The sequence below is a fragment of the Pseudoalteromonas sp. J2K-J031 genome, from assembly GCF_058197095.2.
Genome location: NZ_CM200279.1, coordinates 2,411,107 through 2,428,567 on the forward strand (window position 1 = coordinate 2,411,107; position 17,461 = coordinate 2,428,567).

Consider the following 17,461-nt stretch of genomic DNA (forward strand, 5'->3'; position numbering starts at 1 on the left):
ACACTTTTTATTTAGCACGGACTATTGAAATAAAATTTAAATACATAATATTTACAATTGTTACATTTCAAATAACTATAAAACCGCTTTAAATATGACTTAGTCATAATAAAGTGTTAATAGAAAATTTTTATTACCTCCTCCATTTTAACCATAAAAAAATATTTTTTTTTATGTAATCCGAACCCACTTAAGGTAACATATTTGTAAATATGGTAAACACATTGTTTTTCAGGTGTTTTTTTTAATGGGTTTTCTTATTTTTGGAATTTCTTCACATGAATTTTTCTAGTTCATTTCAGGCAGCGTTAAACGCTTTTAATAATAAAGACCTCGACTACGCTCAACAAATGTGTGAATTGCTTTTAAAACAGCGCGAAAACGCTGACGTTTTTCATTTGTTAGCCCTGATAAATAAGGCAAAAAATCAGCCAGACAAAAGTGTTTTTTGTTTTGAGTCTGCACTTAAAATATCTGCCAACAATCCAAAAATTCACGGTAATTATGCCAATCTGCTTGCCAGCTTAAATGAGCAAAAATCCGCTAAATCTCATTACACTCAAGCCTTGAAACTTGACAAGAACTTTGTAGATGCAAAAGTGAATCTTGCTTTACTATTAAGTAAAGAACGAAATTTAGCAGAAGCTTCTGCGTTGATCGATAACATTGTAATACCTGAGTCAAACTCGTTATGGTTACTAAAAATAAAAGCAAAAATATTTCAAAATTGTTTGGATTTTAAGGGTGCATTAGAATTATTCGAAACCTGTCTAAAACAAGATCCTACTGATTATTTTTGTCTAATTAATTACGTGTGTGTTTTAAGAGAATTAGAAATGCGCGAACAAGCACTTTCTGTTTTGAAGGAAATGGCCATAAATCAACCAAGAAATAGTGAAGTTTCATGTTTAATTGGATGTATTTATTTCGATCTTTTCGATTATAAAAAATCAGAATTATTTCTTAAACAAGCATTAGAGTATTCACCTGAAAATATCCCCGCTCATGAGGCATTGAATAAACTATATTGGGAGCAAGGTCAACAAACACTCTTTTTACAAAGTTATAATTTATTAAATAACACTCCGCTTTCCCCTAAAATATGTTATTCAAAAATCGCCCAACAAATTCAAGCATGCCAATATGAAAATGCGCAAGATGAACTGAATACCTTACCAAAATCAATTGCTAATGAAGCAGGGTTTATTCATCTACAGGCAATTATTGCAGACCGTTTTGGTGATGACAGTAAAGCAAATGATTTCTACTCTAAAGCAGCACACGCAGAACCTAATAATTTAAGATTTCAGATTGATTTCGCAAATGTTTTAATAAAAAAAACAGAATATTTACAAGCCCTTTCTATTCTTGACTCTCTCGAAAAACAGTATTTTTTTAATCAAGAACTATGGGCTTACAGAGGGATTTGCTGGCGTTTACTCGATAATCCTAAACACGATTGGTTAAATAATTATGACCAATTTATTCAGCCAATTGATTTAGGTTATCCTGAAGGATATGACTCTCAGGCCCATTTTTTAAAAGAGCTTTCAGAAACCCTAAACAACCTGCATACCAGCATTCATCAACCATTAGACCAAAGTGTACGTAATGGCACTCAAACACTGGGGAATTTATTAAACAAAAATATAGACATTATCCAACAATACAAAAGGCTACTAACGAATGCGACTCAAAAGTATTTGGCGCTTTTACCACAAGATCCGACCCACCCTTTACTTTCAAGAAATAGAGGTAAATTTACCTTTGAAGGGAGTTGGTCAGTAAAGCTAGGCAGCGGTGGTTTCCATAGTAATCACGTTCACCCTTTAGGCTGGATTTCAGGCCCTAGTTATATAACAGTGCCTAAAGAGATACATTCCCACGATCCAACAAAAGCTGGCTGGGTTAAATTTGGCGAAACCGCATTAACACTTGGAGAAAAAGAGCATATAGGCCGAATTATTTGCCCAGAAGCAGGTAAAGTTGTGTTGTTTCCTAGTTATATGTGGCATGGTACACAACCTTTTATGTCATCTGACATACGCTTAACTGCTCCGGTTGATATTAGCCCTCGATAACAGCTGACAAATAAGGTAAATAATGCGCATGTCGACCCGATGAGCTTTTATACAAAGGCTGCCTAACCTGCCAAACACTCGCGGTCTTAACCGTATTTTTTTGCTCAAAAAAGCGTAAGCATTTATCGTCCCACTCTAAATTCAAAAACTTAAAAACCTTGGTAATTTCTTGCTGAGGGTTTTTGATTAAGCCATCATAATCGACCGTTATTATGTCGTCTTTATATTGCGTTTGCCAAAACTGCTTTAGTCTTAATTGTTCTGAATAATAAAAATTAATATCATTCAAGTCTGTTGCATAATTCATTGCAATGCCAAGGCGAAGAAAATAAACCGATAAACAATTATCTAATTTATTTCGTTGTGTCCATATTATTTTAGCTTGTGGGAACACACGTTTAATTAATCCTAGTAATAAAAAGTTATCTGGTCGTTTATCTGATATATACATTACATTTTTGCATAACTCTTTAACCGCATCCTTAAATTGCTCTGCTAACGACACCAGTTCACTTTCAGTAAGAGCAGTCACACCTTGAGGGTATTTTTTTAATTTTTGTACGATATATCTCGGAAAGAAATCGAGTTCACCACTAGTATTTATTTCATCATGTGACGCGAGTATTTGTTCTAACAACGTTGAACCTGAACGAAACATCCCGCAAATAAATACAGGTTTAAAATCTGTTTCAATAGCACACTCTCGTACAGGAAGTGTAGAAAAAACGTGGATTATATCGTCGATATACTGCCGATGTAATGTTTTATTAAAAGCCGGTACTAACTGTTTGTTTAGGGTATTTGCAAGTTGATAATAATGAAATGCTTTATCGTATTGTTGACAATCATTAAACGCTTTTCCAACGGAATACGATAAATCACATTTAACAGAAAGTTCTAGACTTTGATTCTCGATAATGTTTTGAGCTTTTACAATCTCTGGTGCTAGTGCATTGTCATGCTCCATGGCATCAATTATTCTTGCTAACGCTTCATAATGATCCGGTTTAATAGTCAGTACTTGATTAAACGTAGCAACACATAATTCTTTTTTACCCTGTTGTTCATATAAATTGGCTAAATTCATTAAAGCACTAACATAATGAGGGTTAACTTTTAAAGCATCCTGCAAATAAGTAATTGCATTGTTATCATTAAATAAATGGTCTGACTCAATAACCGCCATATTTAAATACACTTCTTCTGAGCGTTCAACTCCAACATTTATGGCCTGTTGATAATAAGCCAAAGCCTCTTTAAATAAACCATACTGTTTATGATAATAACCTGCATTGAAAATAGCATTACTATCCTTTGGACTTACTTTTACGTATTCACTGTAAACAATACACAATTCATGTAACTTATTTTCTTTTAAATACAGCTCGATTAATGCATTTACGTAATTAAACTGGCTAGGTTCTATTTCAATCAACTGCTGCAAACAATGCTCTGCTTTTGCTACATTGTGCTGTGAAAATGCTATTTTAGCTAAAAATTGAAGTGCAATTTCCTGATCTTTTTTTGATAAATCAACAAGCCCTTGCTCAAGTAAAAGTTCAGCTTGCTGATACTGCCTATTTTTAATTAATTCGATCGCTTGTTTTAACACTTAGCACTCTCTCTTAACTATTTATAAAAACAAAAAAGCGAGCCTAAGCTCGCTTTTTAAGTATTCCGTTTAGATTAGAAACGGAATGTTACGCTCGCATGTACATAACGGCCTAGTGAATCATAGAAGCCAGATACAGCATTAGCATTAGTAGATAATGTACCACCAACTAATGGCGGCTCTTTATCAAAGATGTTGTTCACACCCACTAACACACCAACATGATCATTAACTTCGAATGAACCTTTAAGGTCAAAGTAGCTTTGTGAATCAATGCCACCATCCGCTTCAAGAAGCTTATCAGTAGTACCATCATAACCTACGGCACCAAAATAACGCCATTTAAGCTGTGCAGTCCAGAAAGAACCTGTGTCATAGCTAAATGTTGCTGTGTGACGCCACTCTGGCGTTGCGAAACAATCAGTGCTGATGTTATCAACACAGTCATAGTTAGCAGTTGGAGTTCCAGGTAATGGCTCATACTCTTTGCTTAACATGTATGTACCGATTAACTTAGCATTGAAATTACCGCCCATGATTTCTGTGTTGTAGTTTGCACTAACATCCACACCTTCCCAATGACGGCTAGCTAAGTTAACAGAGGTTGCTTTAACAATACCATCACCAATCCATAAGCTTCCGTTACCGCTACGAGAGATGTTATCACAAAATGCTGCATTACCTGTTAAACCACATTGAGTTACAGTTAACTCAGGGCCAACACTACCGATAACTTCTTCAAGTTCGATATCCCAGTAGTCGATTGAGAAGTTTAAGTTATCAATCGGTTGTGCAACAAGACCAAATGACATTGTATCTGCAATCTCTGGTTGTAAGTCTGGGTTACCACCGAATAAGCCTTGGTATTGGTTTGCAGGGCTCTTAGATACATTACCGTATTGTGCAGCAGAAACACCCGTTCTAGCACATTCAGCTTGAGAAAGCTGTGGTGTTGCGCCAGCACATGGATCATTACCACCCCATAAACCTTGAGATTGCTCAGAGAATAACTCAGCTACGTTTGGTGCACGTACAGCACGGTTATAACTTGCACGTACTTTATAGTCATCAATTGGTGTCCAATCAAATGCTACTTTATACGTATCAACACCACCTACTGAGCTGTAATCTGAATAACGGTAACCAAGTTCCATGGTTAATTGCTCAACCATTGGCGCACCTGATACTAATGGAATGCTTGCTTCACCGTAGAATTCAGTTAAGTCATAACCACCCGTTAAGCTCTTAGTAGCACCACCTTGGCCTAACAATAAACCTTGTGCATATACTTCATCAGTAATACGTTCGTAGTTTTCTTCACGGTATTCAGAACCTAATACTACCGCAATTGGTGCATCTGCACTTGGAACAGTTAAATCTAGTTCGCCCGTTACATAACCACCGATAACGATTTGCTCTGTTACACCATTTTTAACAGCTACACCAGTAAGTGCTTTTGCTGCTGTTGGTGTGATACCTTGATAAGTAAATACTTCGTAAGGGATACAGCCTGCAGTTGCAGCACAGCTTTCATCATTTGCAGAAAGTGCTGTTTTGATGCGTGGGCCAAAGAAATCATTTAAATACGCTTCAGATGATGACGTTGAACCGTATTGCATTGAGAATTCATACGTCCAATTATCGTTGATCTCACCTTCAGTACCTAAAACTAAACGGAATGCGTTATGCTCGATGCTGCTCGCACGCGGGCCACCTTCAGTGTTACGTTTACCGATATAAGTAGAGAACGTATCATCCATACCAAGACCAAAACGGTCCATTAATTGTTGACGTTGTGTATTGCTTAATAACGGAGAGCTTACCGCAATATCATATTGCTCATTAAAGAACGTACCAGATTCTGCGATTTGAGCCGTTGTACGGTCACGCATGAACATCATTTCCATGTATGGACGGAAATTATCATTAATCTCGTAGTTTAAGAATGTACCAAATGTGAAACGCTCATCTGGGCGCATAAAGTGATTGATTGGTGCATAGTTATAAATATTACCTACAGATGGTTTGAATGCATCACTGCCTGAATCAAGTGTCCAGTACTCGTAATCAGCCCAGTTAAAGCCACCATTTGCATCTAAGCCACCAATGTAGAAGTTTGGTACAACCGCATTACCAGAACCACCACACGCATTACCTGCACCATTTAAAGCACATGATGAATAGTCACGTGATTCTTGGCGTAATTCATTTTGTTTTTTATAGGTGATATAACCAACAGCGTGACCTTTACCGCCATCAAATTCGCCACCTAGTGTGATGTCTAAATCTAATGATGCACCGTCAAAACCTGAGTTACCTTTTGGATAATCGAAATCTCTCTTATCCATTAGACCTTGCATATATTTATTATCGTTGTTGTGTTGGTAAGCTGAACCACCCACACTCACTTCAAAACCTTCGAAATCATCATTCATTACGAAGTTAACAACACCCGCAACTGCGTCAGCGCCGTAAGTTGAAGAACCACCACCAGTTAACACTTCTACGCGCTTAACTAATGAGGCTGGAATTTGGTTAATGTCTGGCGCTTGGCTGTTTACACCACCCGCTTGCATACGACGACCATTGATTAGCACTAACGTACGGTTAGAACCTAGACCACGTAAATCTAGTGTTGCAGTACCTGATGCGCCATTTGCTTGGAATGCAGTCTCAGAAGCTTCGATTTGAGGTAAGCTGTTCATCATATCTTCGATACGAGTAAAACCAGAAAGCGCGATTTCTTCTTGAGATGTAATTTGTACTGGGCTTGCAGATTCCATATCAGTACGTTTGATACGTGAACCAGTAACTTCGATACGCTCTACCGCTTCTGCGCCTTCTTCTGCTGCAAAAGTATTAGTAGCAAACACTGCTGTTGATGCAGCACCATAAGCAATCGCTAAGCGAACAGCTTTGGTTAGTTTATTATTTAACATTTAGATTTCTCCCTGGACCACACTCTTTTGGTGCGATTAAATTTTTTTGTTAATTAAGTGGAACTTAATAACGATTTTCGAGTCGAGCTCATTATCCGAGGAAGATATTAAACATAAGGTGAAAGTCCGGTCAACATACGTTTATAAATAATTAACACTTTCGTAGCACCTATTTCGAAACAGACACACCTAGAAACAAATAATATACAAAACAAATCAGACCAAGCACAACCTTAACCTAATGAATTATATTAATTAATTTTAAATTAACATCAAATCTCTTCCGTAATTTACTTGTACGCGAGAGATTACAAAAAAAAACTCTTAATTTTCGAACAAATTAGCTTGACCGCTCAAAAACTGGCCAAAACTCATGTTAAGCACAGGTAAGATTGAATCTGCGATAGGTGCTAATTGCTTTTCAAGGTAGTGCTGTAAATTGTATTTAAGCGGCTTTTGAGTTGCCATAACAGGCCCATCTAGCGTGATAACATATTCAATCCACTGACCTCGTTTAGGTGTTTTATCTGGGTATTTCATGCTCATTTTTTGGGCTGCTTGCGCATGAGGAGGGATATTTTTTACATATTCTGACAAATGTTGCCTTAATCGCTTTTTATACAACAATAGATGATTTAACTTGCCAGACATCAAATCGCTAATCACCTGTTTTATATAGCTTTCAACTGATTCACCAGCAAAAATCATTGTGAATAGATTGTACTGAAACTCTCGCGCTAATTCAGTCCAATCACTACGGACTGTTTCCATGCCTTTGAACACCAATTGAGCGCCGTTGATGTCATTCACTTGGCCAACATAACGTTTTTTAGATCCCTCTAAACTGCCGCGAATGGTCGGCATAAAAAATGGGCTATATAAAGTTTCGAACTCAATTTCTAAAAAACTAGGGATTTGATATGTTTTTTCGCAATACTTTTGCCAAAACTCATTAATGCTCGTTTGTAACAAAAAACCTATTTTTTTACATTCTTGCGCTGTTAACTCATCAGTCAAGAGCACAAAAGTTGAATCCGTATCGCCATAGATTACTTGATAACCCAAACGTTCAATTTCAGCCCGAGTTGCAAGCATAATCTCATGTCCTCGTAAGGTAATGGAGCTAGATAATCGAGGATCATAAAAACGACACCCTGTTGAACCAAGCACACCATAAAAGCTATTCATGATAATTTTGATTGCTTGTGACAGCATTTTATTTTTTTGCAGCTTGGCCACGTCCCTTGCTTGCCAAAGTGTTGCGATTAAATTGGGTAAGTGATGCGAGGTTCTTGAAAAATAAGCATCATGAAATCCGGCAATACTGTCTTTGGGAGCTAACAACCCCTCTACCATTCCAATTGGATCAATTAAAAATGTACGGATAATCGAAGGATAAAGGCTTTTAAAATCAAGCACGATTACATTTTTATATAACCCAGGCTCCGAGCTCATCACATAACCGCCGGGGCTGTGAAAATGATGAAGGTGATCCCCTAAGTTTGGTGCAACATAACCACTGCGATGCATTAAGGGCAAATATAAATTAACGAAGGCTGCAACCGAGCCTCCTTGGCGCTCTAATTCCAACCCCGTTAGTTGCGTGCGAAGAATAGCAAAATCAACTAACTTTTCTTGCTTAAAAATATCCCAAACTAATTGGCAATCTTTGAGGTTATATTGAGCCAATGCGAGTTTATCGTACTTAAACTGATGCTCAATTTCAGCTAATCGATCATCACTTTCAATCAGTTTTTTTTCATCGAGTAATTGCTGCGCTACATTTGCCAAACTAAAACTAGTGAAGTGATATGTCGCATTTTTAAGGGTATCAATGCCATCAAGTACCACTCTTCCGGGTAATAACAATTTCCCAACCGCCCGCTCGCTTAGCTGCATGACTTGCTGCGCGCGTCCTAAATGTAACGCGACGCCTAATTGCTCAGCTCGGCGGTATAAAAGCGCCATATCAAAATCAATTACGTTCCAACCAATGATCACATCTGGGTCTTGCTCTGTAAAATAACACTGTAACTGCTGTAATAGTTGCACTTCATCATTAACCCAAACAATGTTTTGCTCAGAATGTTGTGGCGCACCGACCATAATCACAACCTGGCACTGCTCGCTATAGAGCCCAATGGAAAACAAAATTCCTTTACCGCTGCATTCAATATCGAGTGAGACCACCGAAAAGCTAGGCTGATAAGTTGATGGCTTCATTTTTGCATTTTGCAAAGTTAAGTAGCCTTGCTTTTGCGTAACGTGGCCTTGCACTAAGACGGAACCGCGAATAAAGCGTTCCATTAAAAAACGGTCGCAATGGCGCACATCGCCTTCAAAAAGCCTGTAACTGGCCTGCTGGATTAACTTTTTAGCCTGGTAAAAACCATGGAGTGTTGAAAAGTAACAACCCGATATGGCTTGTTGATCAAAGCTTTTTAGCTCAAGCGGCTGAGTACGGAAAACGATATTATCACTGTTAAGCAAAGCAATAATTGAATTTAAATCGGAGCTTAACACAAAAAAAACCGCTTCTTGTTGCTCAACCATGACTTGAATAGGCCCTAAATCCGATGTCAGCCAGTAACACAATGCAAAGCCATCTTTAGTTTTAAGTTGCTGTTTGGTGAGTACAAACCCTTCAACGGTGATAAGCTCTGACAAGTAAAATCCTTATTTGATAATTGATGGTTGTACGTATAACCGCTTGTATTAACAATTCGCTATCATGGCTAAGTTCTGATTAAATAACAGCGTAACGCGATGAGTGTGGCATTAATTTTATCTTTAAGGGACGGTATGAGCGAGATTTTTTCTGTAATAAAGCAAGTAAATCAACTGCAACAATTGGGCACTGACAACGCACCGGCAACGCTTGAACAACTCATCCCTATCATCACAACTCATCCAGCATTTAATAACGCACAAGCGTTGTACTTTAATTTATTCCAGCACAGTGCATCACCGCAGCAAAAAATTAATGTTTTAGTACATTGGCTTAAAGCGCAATCGAATCAACCCAAACCATTGTTTGATTTAGCAAAACAACAATATCAAGAACAGTTATTTGATGAGGCAATTGAGTCACTTGATCATTTATGCCACTTTCATCCTGAACATCACGATGCGTGGCTGCTCTTATCGCAATGCTACCAAGCAACAAATAATCTTGAACAAGCACAATCAAGTCATCATCAGTTTGAGTTAATAGCAGCATTTAATCAGCAACTAGCACAGGCTGAAAAGGCATTAAACCGCGGTGACTTTAGCACCGCCGACAAATTATGCCGCCAATTATTGCAACACGTAAAAAATGAACCTCGTGTTTTAAGCATCCATGCTCAGATAGCACAACATTTTGGTTATGATGATGTTGCAGTACAGCTAAGAAGCCAAGTTTGCCAAATCAAACCACATATCAACCAATATAAAATAAACTTTGCGCTTACCCTTTTTGCTGTCAAACAATATAAAGCAGCGTTTGATGTCATAAACCAAGCTCTCACCCATGACAGTTATCATCTTGAGGCTTATGGCATTAAAGCTATGTGTTTAGTTAAATTGGCACGTTATCAAGAAGCGGTCGATTTGTACCAAGATTTAAGCCTTTGCCACTCCAACCCTTCGCAAGTGCAACTGCGCTTAGGTAATGTCTATAAAATCATGGGGCAGCCCGATAAAGCCATCGCAGCTTTTTTAGAGGCTATCACACTGAATCCGCTGCAAGGGGAAGCATACTGGGACTTGGCAAATCTAAAAACCTATCGCTTTAGTCCATTACAAATGAGCGAAATACGCGAATTACTGACCAAAGAAGCGCTTACAGATGAATCTCGCATTTTAATGCATTTTGCGCTCGGTAAAGCATATGAAGATCAACGCCAATTCGCGCTTAGCTTTGAACATTACAACACTGCAAACCAGCTTAAATTTAAAACCTTAACGCATTACAAACCGCCTTCAGGTTTATCACACATTACTTTTTTTACTGCAGAATATTTTAAGCAAACCGCTGCGCTTGGGCATTCAAGCCAAGCACCTATTTTTATTGTCGGTATGCCACGCAGTGGCTCGACGTTAGTCGAGCACATTTTATCTAATCATTCTCAGATTGATGCAACGATGGAATTGACAGAAATCATTTCAATTGCACGAAAGCTGGCAATGCAGGCGCAACGCGCTAACAGCAGTTATCCTGCAATTTTAAGTCACTTAAATAGCTCGCAGATCAGCACATTAGCTGAGCAATACCTAAATTTTGTGCAGCCATTACGCCAAGGCGCAGCCTTTTTTATTGATAAACTACCCAATAATTTTCATCATTTAGGTTTAATTAAAACCCTTTTTCCAAATGCCAAAATCCTTGATGTAAGACGCCATCCACTGGCCAGCGGCTGGAGTTTATTTAAACATTACTTTGCTGAAGGTCATGATTTTTCATACGATCTGACCCAAATTGGTTTGTACCATAATCACTATGTAAGCCTGATGGATCATTGGCACAGTGTATTACCAAACCAAATATTAACGATTTATTATGAAGACCTCGTAAACGATTTACCCAATACCCTAACCACTGTATTTAGCTACCTTGGATTAGAATTAGAACCAGCGTGTATTGCCTTTCACACTAATAACCGCGCGGTTGCAACGGCCAGTTCCGAGCAAGTTCGCCAACCTTTATATCAAAATGCGTTACATCACTGGCAAAGCTTCGACCCTTATTTAACACCATTAAAACAGGTTGTTACGCCCGATTTAGTGGGTTAGAAGTAAATGAAGGTGATCTGCGCTTGTGTGATCCCCTTCATACTCTTAAAATAAGTCGCTGTACTCTTTTACCACTCACTTAGGCCTGCTTGATGCTTTCCGATGCACTAAAAAAATCCATTCGTAAAATTCATCAACATGTTGCTGATAACTTAAGTGATTACAAACCCCGTAAAGGGCAAAATTACCTTGTAGCCGAAATAGCAAAAACCTTAAGTGGCCAATATCACCGCACTCAACGCATTTGCGTCATGGAAGCAGGCACTGGTACAGGTAAATCTCTTGCGTATTGCTTAGGCGCATTACCTTATGCATTGAGCAAAAATCAAAAACTCGTTATTTCAACTGCAACGGTTGCACTGCAAGAGCAGTTGATTGAAAAAGAGCTGCCTTTTTTTGCCAAACATTCAGGCTTAGAGTTTAAATTTGATTTAGTGAAAGGCCGCAATCGTTACGTCTGCGCACAAAAGCTCGCCATGGCACTGGAGGATGCGCCTGAGCAACTTGAATTTATTCCTCTGAGTAGCACCCCATTATCGGAGATGGAAAAAAAGTGCCTACAACAACTGCAACAAGCCTATGAAAAAAAACAATGGGCCGGCGATCGTGATAGTTGGGCAGATACTATTCCAGATGCTGTCTGGCAAGTCATAGTCAGTGATAAACATGCCTGTCAGCGCCAGTTAAATGGCCATCAGCACTGCCCATTTCATCAAGCACGTAATCGCTTGAGTCAAATGGATGTCTTAGTTGTAAACCACAGTTTATTGTTAGCAGACCTTGATTTAGGCGGCGGCACTATTTTACCAGAGCCTGACAATTGCATTTATGTGATTGATGAAGCGCACCACTTACCTCAAATCACTCGTGATTTTTCAGCCGCTTCAGGAACAGTAAAAGGCACAATGGAGTTACTTGAAAAACTCAGTAAGTTTAATCAAAAACTCGCCAACGCCATTTCATCACAGCGAGCCATTGGTATTAATTTTAAGCTTGCCGATGCCCTCAACGACTCACAAGCGCTATTAAAAAAAGTTCGCGATTTTTTAAACGAACAAAGCTTTGAATACAACGACGATAATGTCTACCGCTTTAGTGATGGTGAATTACCGCAAACACTCCAGTTGCTCAGCACAGATTTAAACGAAACCTCATCATTAGTGATGAAACACTTGCGTAAAATGCACGAAGCTCTCACCCAAGACCTCGGCGATGGTGATGTACAAAACCATGTGGCAGAACCCATTTTGGCCGAAAGTGGCGTGTATTTACAACGGATCGAAAACTTTAACAAACTGTGGCACAACTTAACGCATTCAAGCCAAAGTACGCCGCACGCACGGTGGCTCAAACAACTTGAATATAAAAATAGTAACGACCACTTACTTGCCGATTGCCCTATTGAAGTTGGCTTTTATTTAAAAGATAAACTGTGGAATGAATGTGCAGGCGCAGTCCTTTGCTCCGCAACACTCACCGCGCTTGGTACTTTTGAACATTTTGCATTTGAAGCCGGATTAGTGGGCGAAGAAGGAGTCACTTACCTCAAAGTTCCCTCGCCCTTTGACTACCCAGCACAAGCAACCTTGCATATCCCAAAAGTAAGTTGCGAGCCAACCGATAAAGCGTTTACCCAAATGCTAATCGACCGCTTGCCTGACTTTATTGAACCTACGCAAGGTAACTTGATTTTGTTTTCATCTTATTGGCAGATGGGTGAAGTGGCCAAAGGACTTCGCGCCAAAGGGCTAAGCTTATTAATTCAAGGTGAAGCCTCTCGTGAGGCTTTATTGAACCTGCACAAAAGTAAAATAGATGGCGGAAATGGCTCTATTTTAATGGGCACTCAAGGCCTTTCTGAAGGGCTTGATTTACCGGGGAATTATTTAACGAACCTGATTATTACAAAGCTACCTTTTGCGGTTCCAACCTCGCCAGTGGAAGAGGCTCAGGCAGAATATGTACAAAAACGCGGTGGTAATGCTTTTTTGTCGATTACTGTGCCAGATGCGTCTAAGAAATTAGTGCAAAGCTGTGGTAGACTCCTTCGCAAAGAACAAGACTCAGGCCGGATTATCATTTTAGACCGGCGCCTTATCAGTAAACGCTACGGTAAAGCCATCCTTGACTCCTTACCGCCGTTCAAAAGACAAATAGACTATTAATGTTAGAACTTGCTTTGGATCCAATGACTTGGACAATTCTTTGCGTCGTCGCATTTGCAGCTGGCTTTATTGATGCCATCGCTGGCGGTGGCGGATTACTGACCGTTCCTGCGCTTTTAACCGCAGGACTGCCTCCTCATTTAGTTTTAGGCACAAATAAACTGGCCGCTAGCTTTGGCTCACTGACAGCAAGTCTGACTTACTATAAAAAAAAGCTATTTAATCCCTCGTTTTGGAAAAAATCAATTGCTGCCACCGCCCTTGGTGCGTTAATCGGAACTTTAATTGTCGATCATCTCAGTACTGATTTTTTAAATAAATTACTGCCTGTTATTATTATTTCCGTGGCTATTTACAGCTTATTTGGCACCTTAAATCATGGTGAATCAGTAGAGATGCCAAAAGATATTCCAAACCTTGCACCTAAACAAATTAGCCAAGGGTTAGCGTTGGGCTTTTTTGATGGTGTAGCAGGCCCAGGAGCTGGCGCTTTTTGGACTGCAAGTAATGCGTATTTATACAAAATGAATTTGCTGCTTAACTGCGGTGTCGCCCGCTCCATGAATTTTGTAAGTAACGTGGTTTCACTTAGTGCGTTTGTCGTTTTGGGTCATGTTAACTTTTTATTAGGCATTACCATGGGCGCTTTTTTAATGTTTGGTGCATGGTTAGGCGCACATTCGGCCATTCGATTTGGCAGTAAACTCATTCGTCCATTATTTAATACTATGGTCATTTTACTGGCGTTAAAATTGGCCTATGAGGCGTATTTATAATGTCACTCACGGTTATCGAACGATTAGAAACACAAATTACTCGACTTAAGCATGATGCCAAAGCATTTGATAATGCCAAGTTGCTCGAAAAAAACCGTTTTATTCAAAATAAACATCGTTTGTTTGATCCTCATTTATTCAGTAGTAAAAGTATGCTGCTACTCGATTACGTAGACGAAATTAGTGACGCTTTAAAAAGCATGCCTGATATTGCGCAGCGTAATAGCTATACGTTTGCGGTCGAAAAAATATCCTTACAACTTGAAGCCATAGTAAGAGTATTAAAAGCAACACCGGTTTGGGTAAAAGAAAACCAGCCAGCGCGAAAAAAATATTACAAAAAAGCGGTGCAACAAATTATGCAATCATCACATGAATTGTATAAGGAGCTTTCTGATCATCATGAGTTTGAGCGCCGCCTCAATGAAATGGTTTCTATTCGTCGCTTACAACTTGATAAAGCCAATAGCGAGCAAGCAAGCAAGATCAATCTTGAAATATTGGCTCTGCATGGCCGATTAGGCCGCTGCCGTAAAGCAATTAGTGCAATTGAAGATAAAATTCAACGAGCTGAAAAATTAAAATGAGTGTGGTTTGCTATTATCACCCTTGTTACAGCGCGCTTGATTTACCGCCCTCTCATCGCTTTCCCATTGCAAAATATCGCTTATTATTTGAAGCCATCAACGCACTTGATGACTCACATGGTTTCCAATTTCAATTACCCACTCCTGCAACCGAAGAGCAACTGCTGCTGTGTCATTCGCCAAAATATGTGACGCAATTTTTAACTGGCGAGCTTGAGCCTAAAGCAGTTCGTAAAATGGGCTTTCCTTGGTCAAAGGAGCTCGTAGAGCGCACTTGCCTTTCGATTGGGGCGAGTATTGACGCGGCTCAAACCGCATTAAAACAGGGCTTTTCGGTGCAGCTTAGTGGTGGCTATCACCATGCCTTTAGTAATTTTGGCAGTGGTTTTTGTATTTTTAATGATTTAGCGATTGCCGCTGCGCAGTGCATTGAACTTGGTTTAGTAGAACGTGTACTTATTTTTGACTGTGATGTGCATCAAGGTGATGGCACCGCACAGATCAGCCAACAACACAGCAATATCATTAGTTGCTCTATCCATTGCGAACAAAATTTTCCTGCTAAAAAACAGCAATCTGACCTTGATTTTGCGCTTAATAAAGGTTGCACCGATGACGAATACCTAAGCACAGTCAACCAAGCCCTTACGCTCGCCACGCGTTTAAACCAACCGGATTTAATTTTATATAATGCGGGTGCCGATATTTTTACAGAAGATGAATTAGGGTATTTAAATATTAGCCTTGAGGGTGTCTACCAACGTGACCTTGCAGTAATTGGTTTTTGCCAAGCACAAAGTATTCCTTTGGCGTGCGCGATTGGCGGAGGTTACATGCGAAATATCAGCCGGCTGGTCGATGTGCACCTGCAATTATTTAAAGCGGCTCTGCAATACCATAAATAATTCATCTAAATGCGTAAAATATCAGGCGATACATTCTCATTAATGCCGTTTAAGTGTTACATTTAAATGCGATAAATAAGAATAACACCCAACGTTGAAAATGGAGCCGGTATGAAATTACATGATGATATTCACAATTATTATGAAAAACTCATGTTAGATGAGATCGTTAAACAAGGGATAGATAAAAAGTTCGACGATGATACTTTAGCTGATTTTTGCTGTACTGTGCTCAATCACCTACCAACTCGTTATATTCGATTCGAAGTAGACATGGCTTTTTATTCACCGCAAAAAGAGCGTATTGAAATGGAAAGTAAAGTTAAAACAGCCATCGAATCCGCACTTGAACTCATTGCCAGACGAAATACCAATGAGTGATATTACGACACAACTGGCTAACGCACCAAAACATGTGCAATTAGCCATTGATTTAATCATGCTGCTTGAGCAGCATGATGTTCAACCGCAAGATGTGATTGCCGCTTTGGAGATTGTTAAAGCTGATTATCAAAACAAGCTGAACGAGATCAATAAACCCTAACTATTATTTAATTCCCTATAGAGCTTAAACAGCCTAATACCAATCACGATAAGTAAGTGATCAAAAATAGCGTAGGAAAAACGCTTGAAAACAAGGCTGATTTTTTCGATAAGTAATTATTCTACAATCAAAAAATCTAACGAAGTTATCGGGTGTTTTAACAAGCTAGGGTGATCAGTTATTTATTACGATTGGTATAAAACCATCCTATTGTCATTCGATGCGCTCTTGTAACTTTACAAGTGCCATTTCAATAGTAAGTTCTTCGTCTTGCTTTAAAAAATGCTCAACAGTGCGGATCACAAACTTTAAATTCTGTTTATGTAATTTAGAAAATTCTGTACAGCGTTTTTTTAGTGTTTTATCGTGCTCTTTTTCTAATTGCATTTGGCCAAAACGATAAATAGCTTGATTATAATCATCTTGATAAATTTCAAGTAAATCAATTAAGGTTGCCTTTGGGATCCGATATGTTTTATTGGTATATTCCAAGGCAGCCTTCGTACTTGAAAAGGTAAACTCATCAATATTAATTTGAATTTTAGCTGCGGGTAAAACATGATGTACATCACCGCCAACTTCATAACTAAAACCTGCAAATTCAAGCCGCTCTAGCGACTCTTGGCCAAGCTTTAAACCAGCAGCAATACTGTGCGCTAACCTATCATCCAATAAAGCTAACTCATCCTCTTGCCATACATTATAAACATGCAACGCTTGCTGGTACTTTTTAGCTAATAGTACTTTAAGTTTATCTCGCCTAAGCGTCACGTAAGCGGCCTGACAACCCACTAACAATGTGACACACTCTAAACAGCTAGGTACGGCGTAAAAATCACCATCATCTTCTGATAATTGGTATTCATAAGCAAATCTCTTAGGGGGCGCGTAATCTAACTCCGTAGCAATACAACCACAATAAAAACATTGATGAAAATGCACGTTAGAACAAGCATTCATTTTTTGATAAGTAATCTTTGTTGACACAGCATAGTCTCTTTAAATATCTCGCTCAGATGATAACAATAAAATAACTTAAACTCAGCGTAATATTCGTATATTAAGCATTACAACCAAAC

Annotated in this window: 12 protein-coding genes; 8 read left to right on the plus strand and 4 right to left on the minus strand. The window is 38.9% G+C overall.

Annotated elements, in window-relative coordinates; all coding sequences use genetic code 11:
- The first annotated feature begins 278 nt into the window (after positions 1 to 278).
- Complete coding sequence (locus AC3KZC_RS10875; RefSeq protein ID WP_490579460.1) at positions 279 to 2,081, plus strand: putative 2OG-Fe(II) oxygenase; 1,803 nt, start codon at positions 279 to 281, stop codon at positions 2,079 to 2,081.
- Here AC3KZC_RS10875 and AC3KZC_RS10880 read toward each other — a convergent pair.
- The 3 genes from AC3KZC_RS10880 to AC3KZC_RS10890 form a co-directional block, all read right to left on the minus strand.
- On the minus strand, positions 2,068 to 3,693 hold the full coding sequence (locus AC3KZC_RS10880; protein WP_490579459.1) for a tetratricopeptide repeat-containing sulfotransferase family protein: 1,626 nt from the start codon (positions 3,691 to 3,693) through the stop codon (positions 2,068 to 2,070). The two genes, AC3KZC_RS10875 and AC3KZC_RS10880, sit on opposite strands and share 14 nt — an antisense overlap.
- Positions 3,694 to 3,767: 74 nt before the next feature.
- A complete protein-coding gene (locus AC3KZC_RS10885) occupies positions 3,768 to 6,632 on the minus strand; it encodes a TonB-dependent receptor domain-containing protein (RefSeq protein WP_490579458.1) in 2,865 nt (954 codons plus the stop codon).
- Between the two features lie 324 nt (positions 6,633 to 6,956).
- Positions 6,957 to 9,299, minus strand: coding sequence for a DNA polymerase II (locus AC3KZC_RS10890; protein ID WP_490579457.1), 2,343 nt, complete (start codon positions 9,297 to 9,299; stop codon positions 6,957 to 6,959).
- Positions 9,300 to 9,434: 135 nt separating this feature from the next.
- Between AC3KZC_RS10890 and AC3KZC_RS10895 the strand changes: the two genes are divergently transcribed.
- The 7 genes from AC3KZC_RS10895 (at position 9,435) to AC3KZC_RS10925 (ending at position 16,382) form a co-directional block, all read left to right on the plus strand.
- Positions 9,435 to 11,405, plus strand: coding sequence for a tetratricopeptide repeat-containing sulfotransferase family protein (locus tag AC3KZC_RS10895; RefSeq protein ID WP_490579456.1), 1,971 nt, complete (start codon positions 9,435 to 9,437; stop codon positions 11,403 to 11,405).
- Between the two features lie 92 nt (positions 11,406 to 11,497).
- Positions 11,498 to 13,570: an ATP-dependent DNA helicase DinG gene (gene dinG / locus AC3KZC_RS10900; protein WP_490579455.1), complete on the plus strand. Its 2,073-nt coding sequence runs from the start codon at positions 11,498 to 11,500 to the stop codon at positions 13,568 to 13,570.
- The gene (locus tag AC3KZC_RS10905; RefSeq protein WP_490579454.1) at positions 13,570 to 14,346 is read left to right on the plus strand and encodes a TSUP family transporter; all 777 of its coding nucleotides are present in this window, start codon (positions 13,570 to 13,572) and stop codon (positions 14,344 to 14,346) included. Before dinG ends, AC3KZC_RS10905 begins: the two co-directional genes overlap by 1 nt.
- Positions 14,346 to 14,933 carry a primosomal replication protein gene (locus AC3KZC_RS10910; RefSeq protein WP_490579453.1) on the plus strand — a complete coding sequence of 196 codons (588 nt, stop codon included), beginning with the start codon at positions 14,346 to 14,348 and terminating at the stop codon, positions 14,931 to 14,933. Before AC3KZC_RS10905 ends, AC3KZC_RS10910 begins: the two co-directional genes overlap by 1 nt.
- Positions 14,934 to 14,935: 2 nt before the next feature.
- Positions 14,936 to 15,838 (plus strand): histone deacetylase family protein, encoded by a 903-nt coding sequence (locus tag AC3KZC_RS10915; RefSeq protein ID WP_490579480.1) that lies wholly within the window; start codon positions 14,936 to 14,938, stop codon positions 15,836 to 15,838.
- A gap of 111 nt (positions 15,839 to 15,949) precedes the next feature.
- On the plus strand, positions 15,950 to 16,219 hold the full coding sequence (locus tag AC3KZC_RS10920) for a late competence development ComFB family protein (RefSeq protein WP_490579452.1): 270 nt from the start codon (positions 15,950 to 15,952) through the stop codon (positions 16,217 to 16,219).
- Between the two features lies 1 nt (position 16,220).
- Positions 16,221 to 16,382, plus strand: a complete 162-nt coding sequence (locus tag AC3KZC_RS10925) for a YbaM family protein (protein WP_490579479.1) — start codon at positions 16,221 to 16,223, stop codon at positions 16,380 to 16,382.
- A gap of 213 nt (positions 16,383 to 16,595) precedes the next feature.
- Here AC3KZC_RS10925 and AC3KZC_RS10930 read toward each other — a convergent pair whose 3' ends face one another.
- On the minus strand, positions 16,596 to 17,369 hold the full coding sequence (locus AC3KZC_RS10930) for a hypothetical protein (protein WP_490579451.1): 774 nt from the start codon (positions 17,367 to 17,369) through the stop codon (positions 16,596 to 16,598).
- Positions 17,370 to 17,461 lie beyond the last annotated feature (92 nt).

Excerpts from the sequence above, each read along its gene's own strand:
- AC3KZC_RS10895 (WP_490579456.1), top strand. The coding sequence starts at position 9,435 with ATGAGCGAGATTTTTTCTGTAATAAAGCAAGTAAATCAACTGCAACAA.
- AC3KZC_RS10875 (WP_490579460.1), top strand. The coding sequence starts at position 279 with ATGAATTTTTCTAGTTCATTTCAGGCAGCGTTAAACGCTTTTAATAAT.
- AC3KZC_RS10905 (WP_490579454.1), top strand. The coding sequence starts at position 13,570 with ATGTTAGAACTTGCTTTGGATCCAATGACTTGGACAATTCTTTGCGTC.
- AC3KZC_RS10885 (WP_490579458.1), bottom strand. The coding sequence starts at position 6,632 with ATGTTAAATAATAAACTAACCAAAGCTGTTCGCTTAGCGATTGCTTAT.
- dinG (WP_490579455.1), top strand. The coding sequence starts at position 11,498 with ATGCTTTCCGATGCACTAAAAAAATCCATTCGTAAAATTCATCAACAT.
- AC3KZC_RS10910 (WP_490579453.1), top strand. The coding sequence starts at position 14,346 with ATGTCACTCACGGTTATCGAACGATTAGAAACACAAATTACTCGACTT.
- AC3KZC_RS10920 (WP_490579452.1), top strand. The coding sequence starts at position 15,950 with ATGAAATTACATGATGATATTCACAATTATTATGAAAAACTCATGTTA.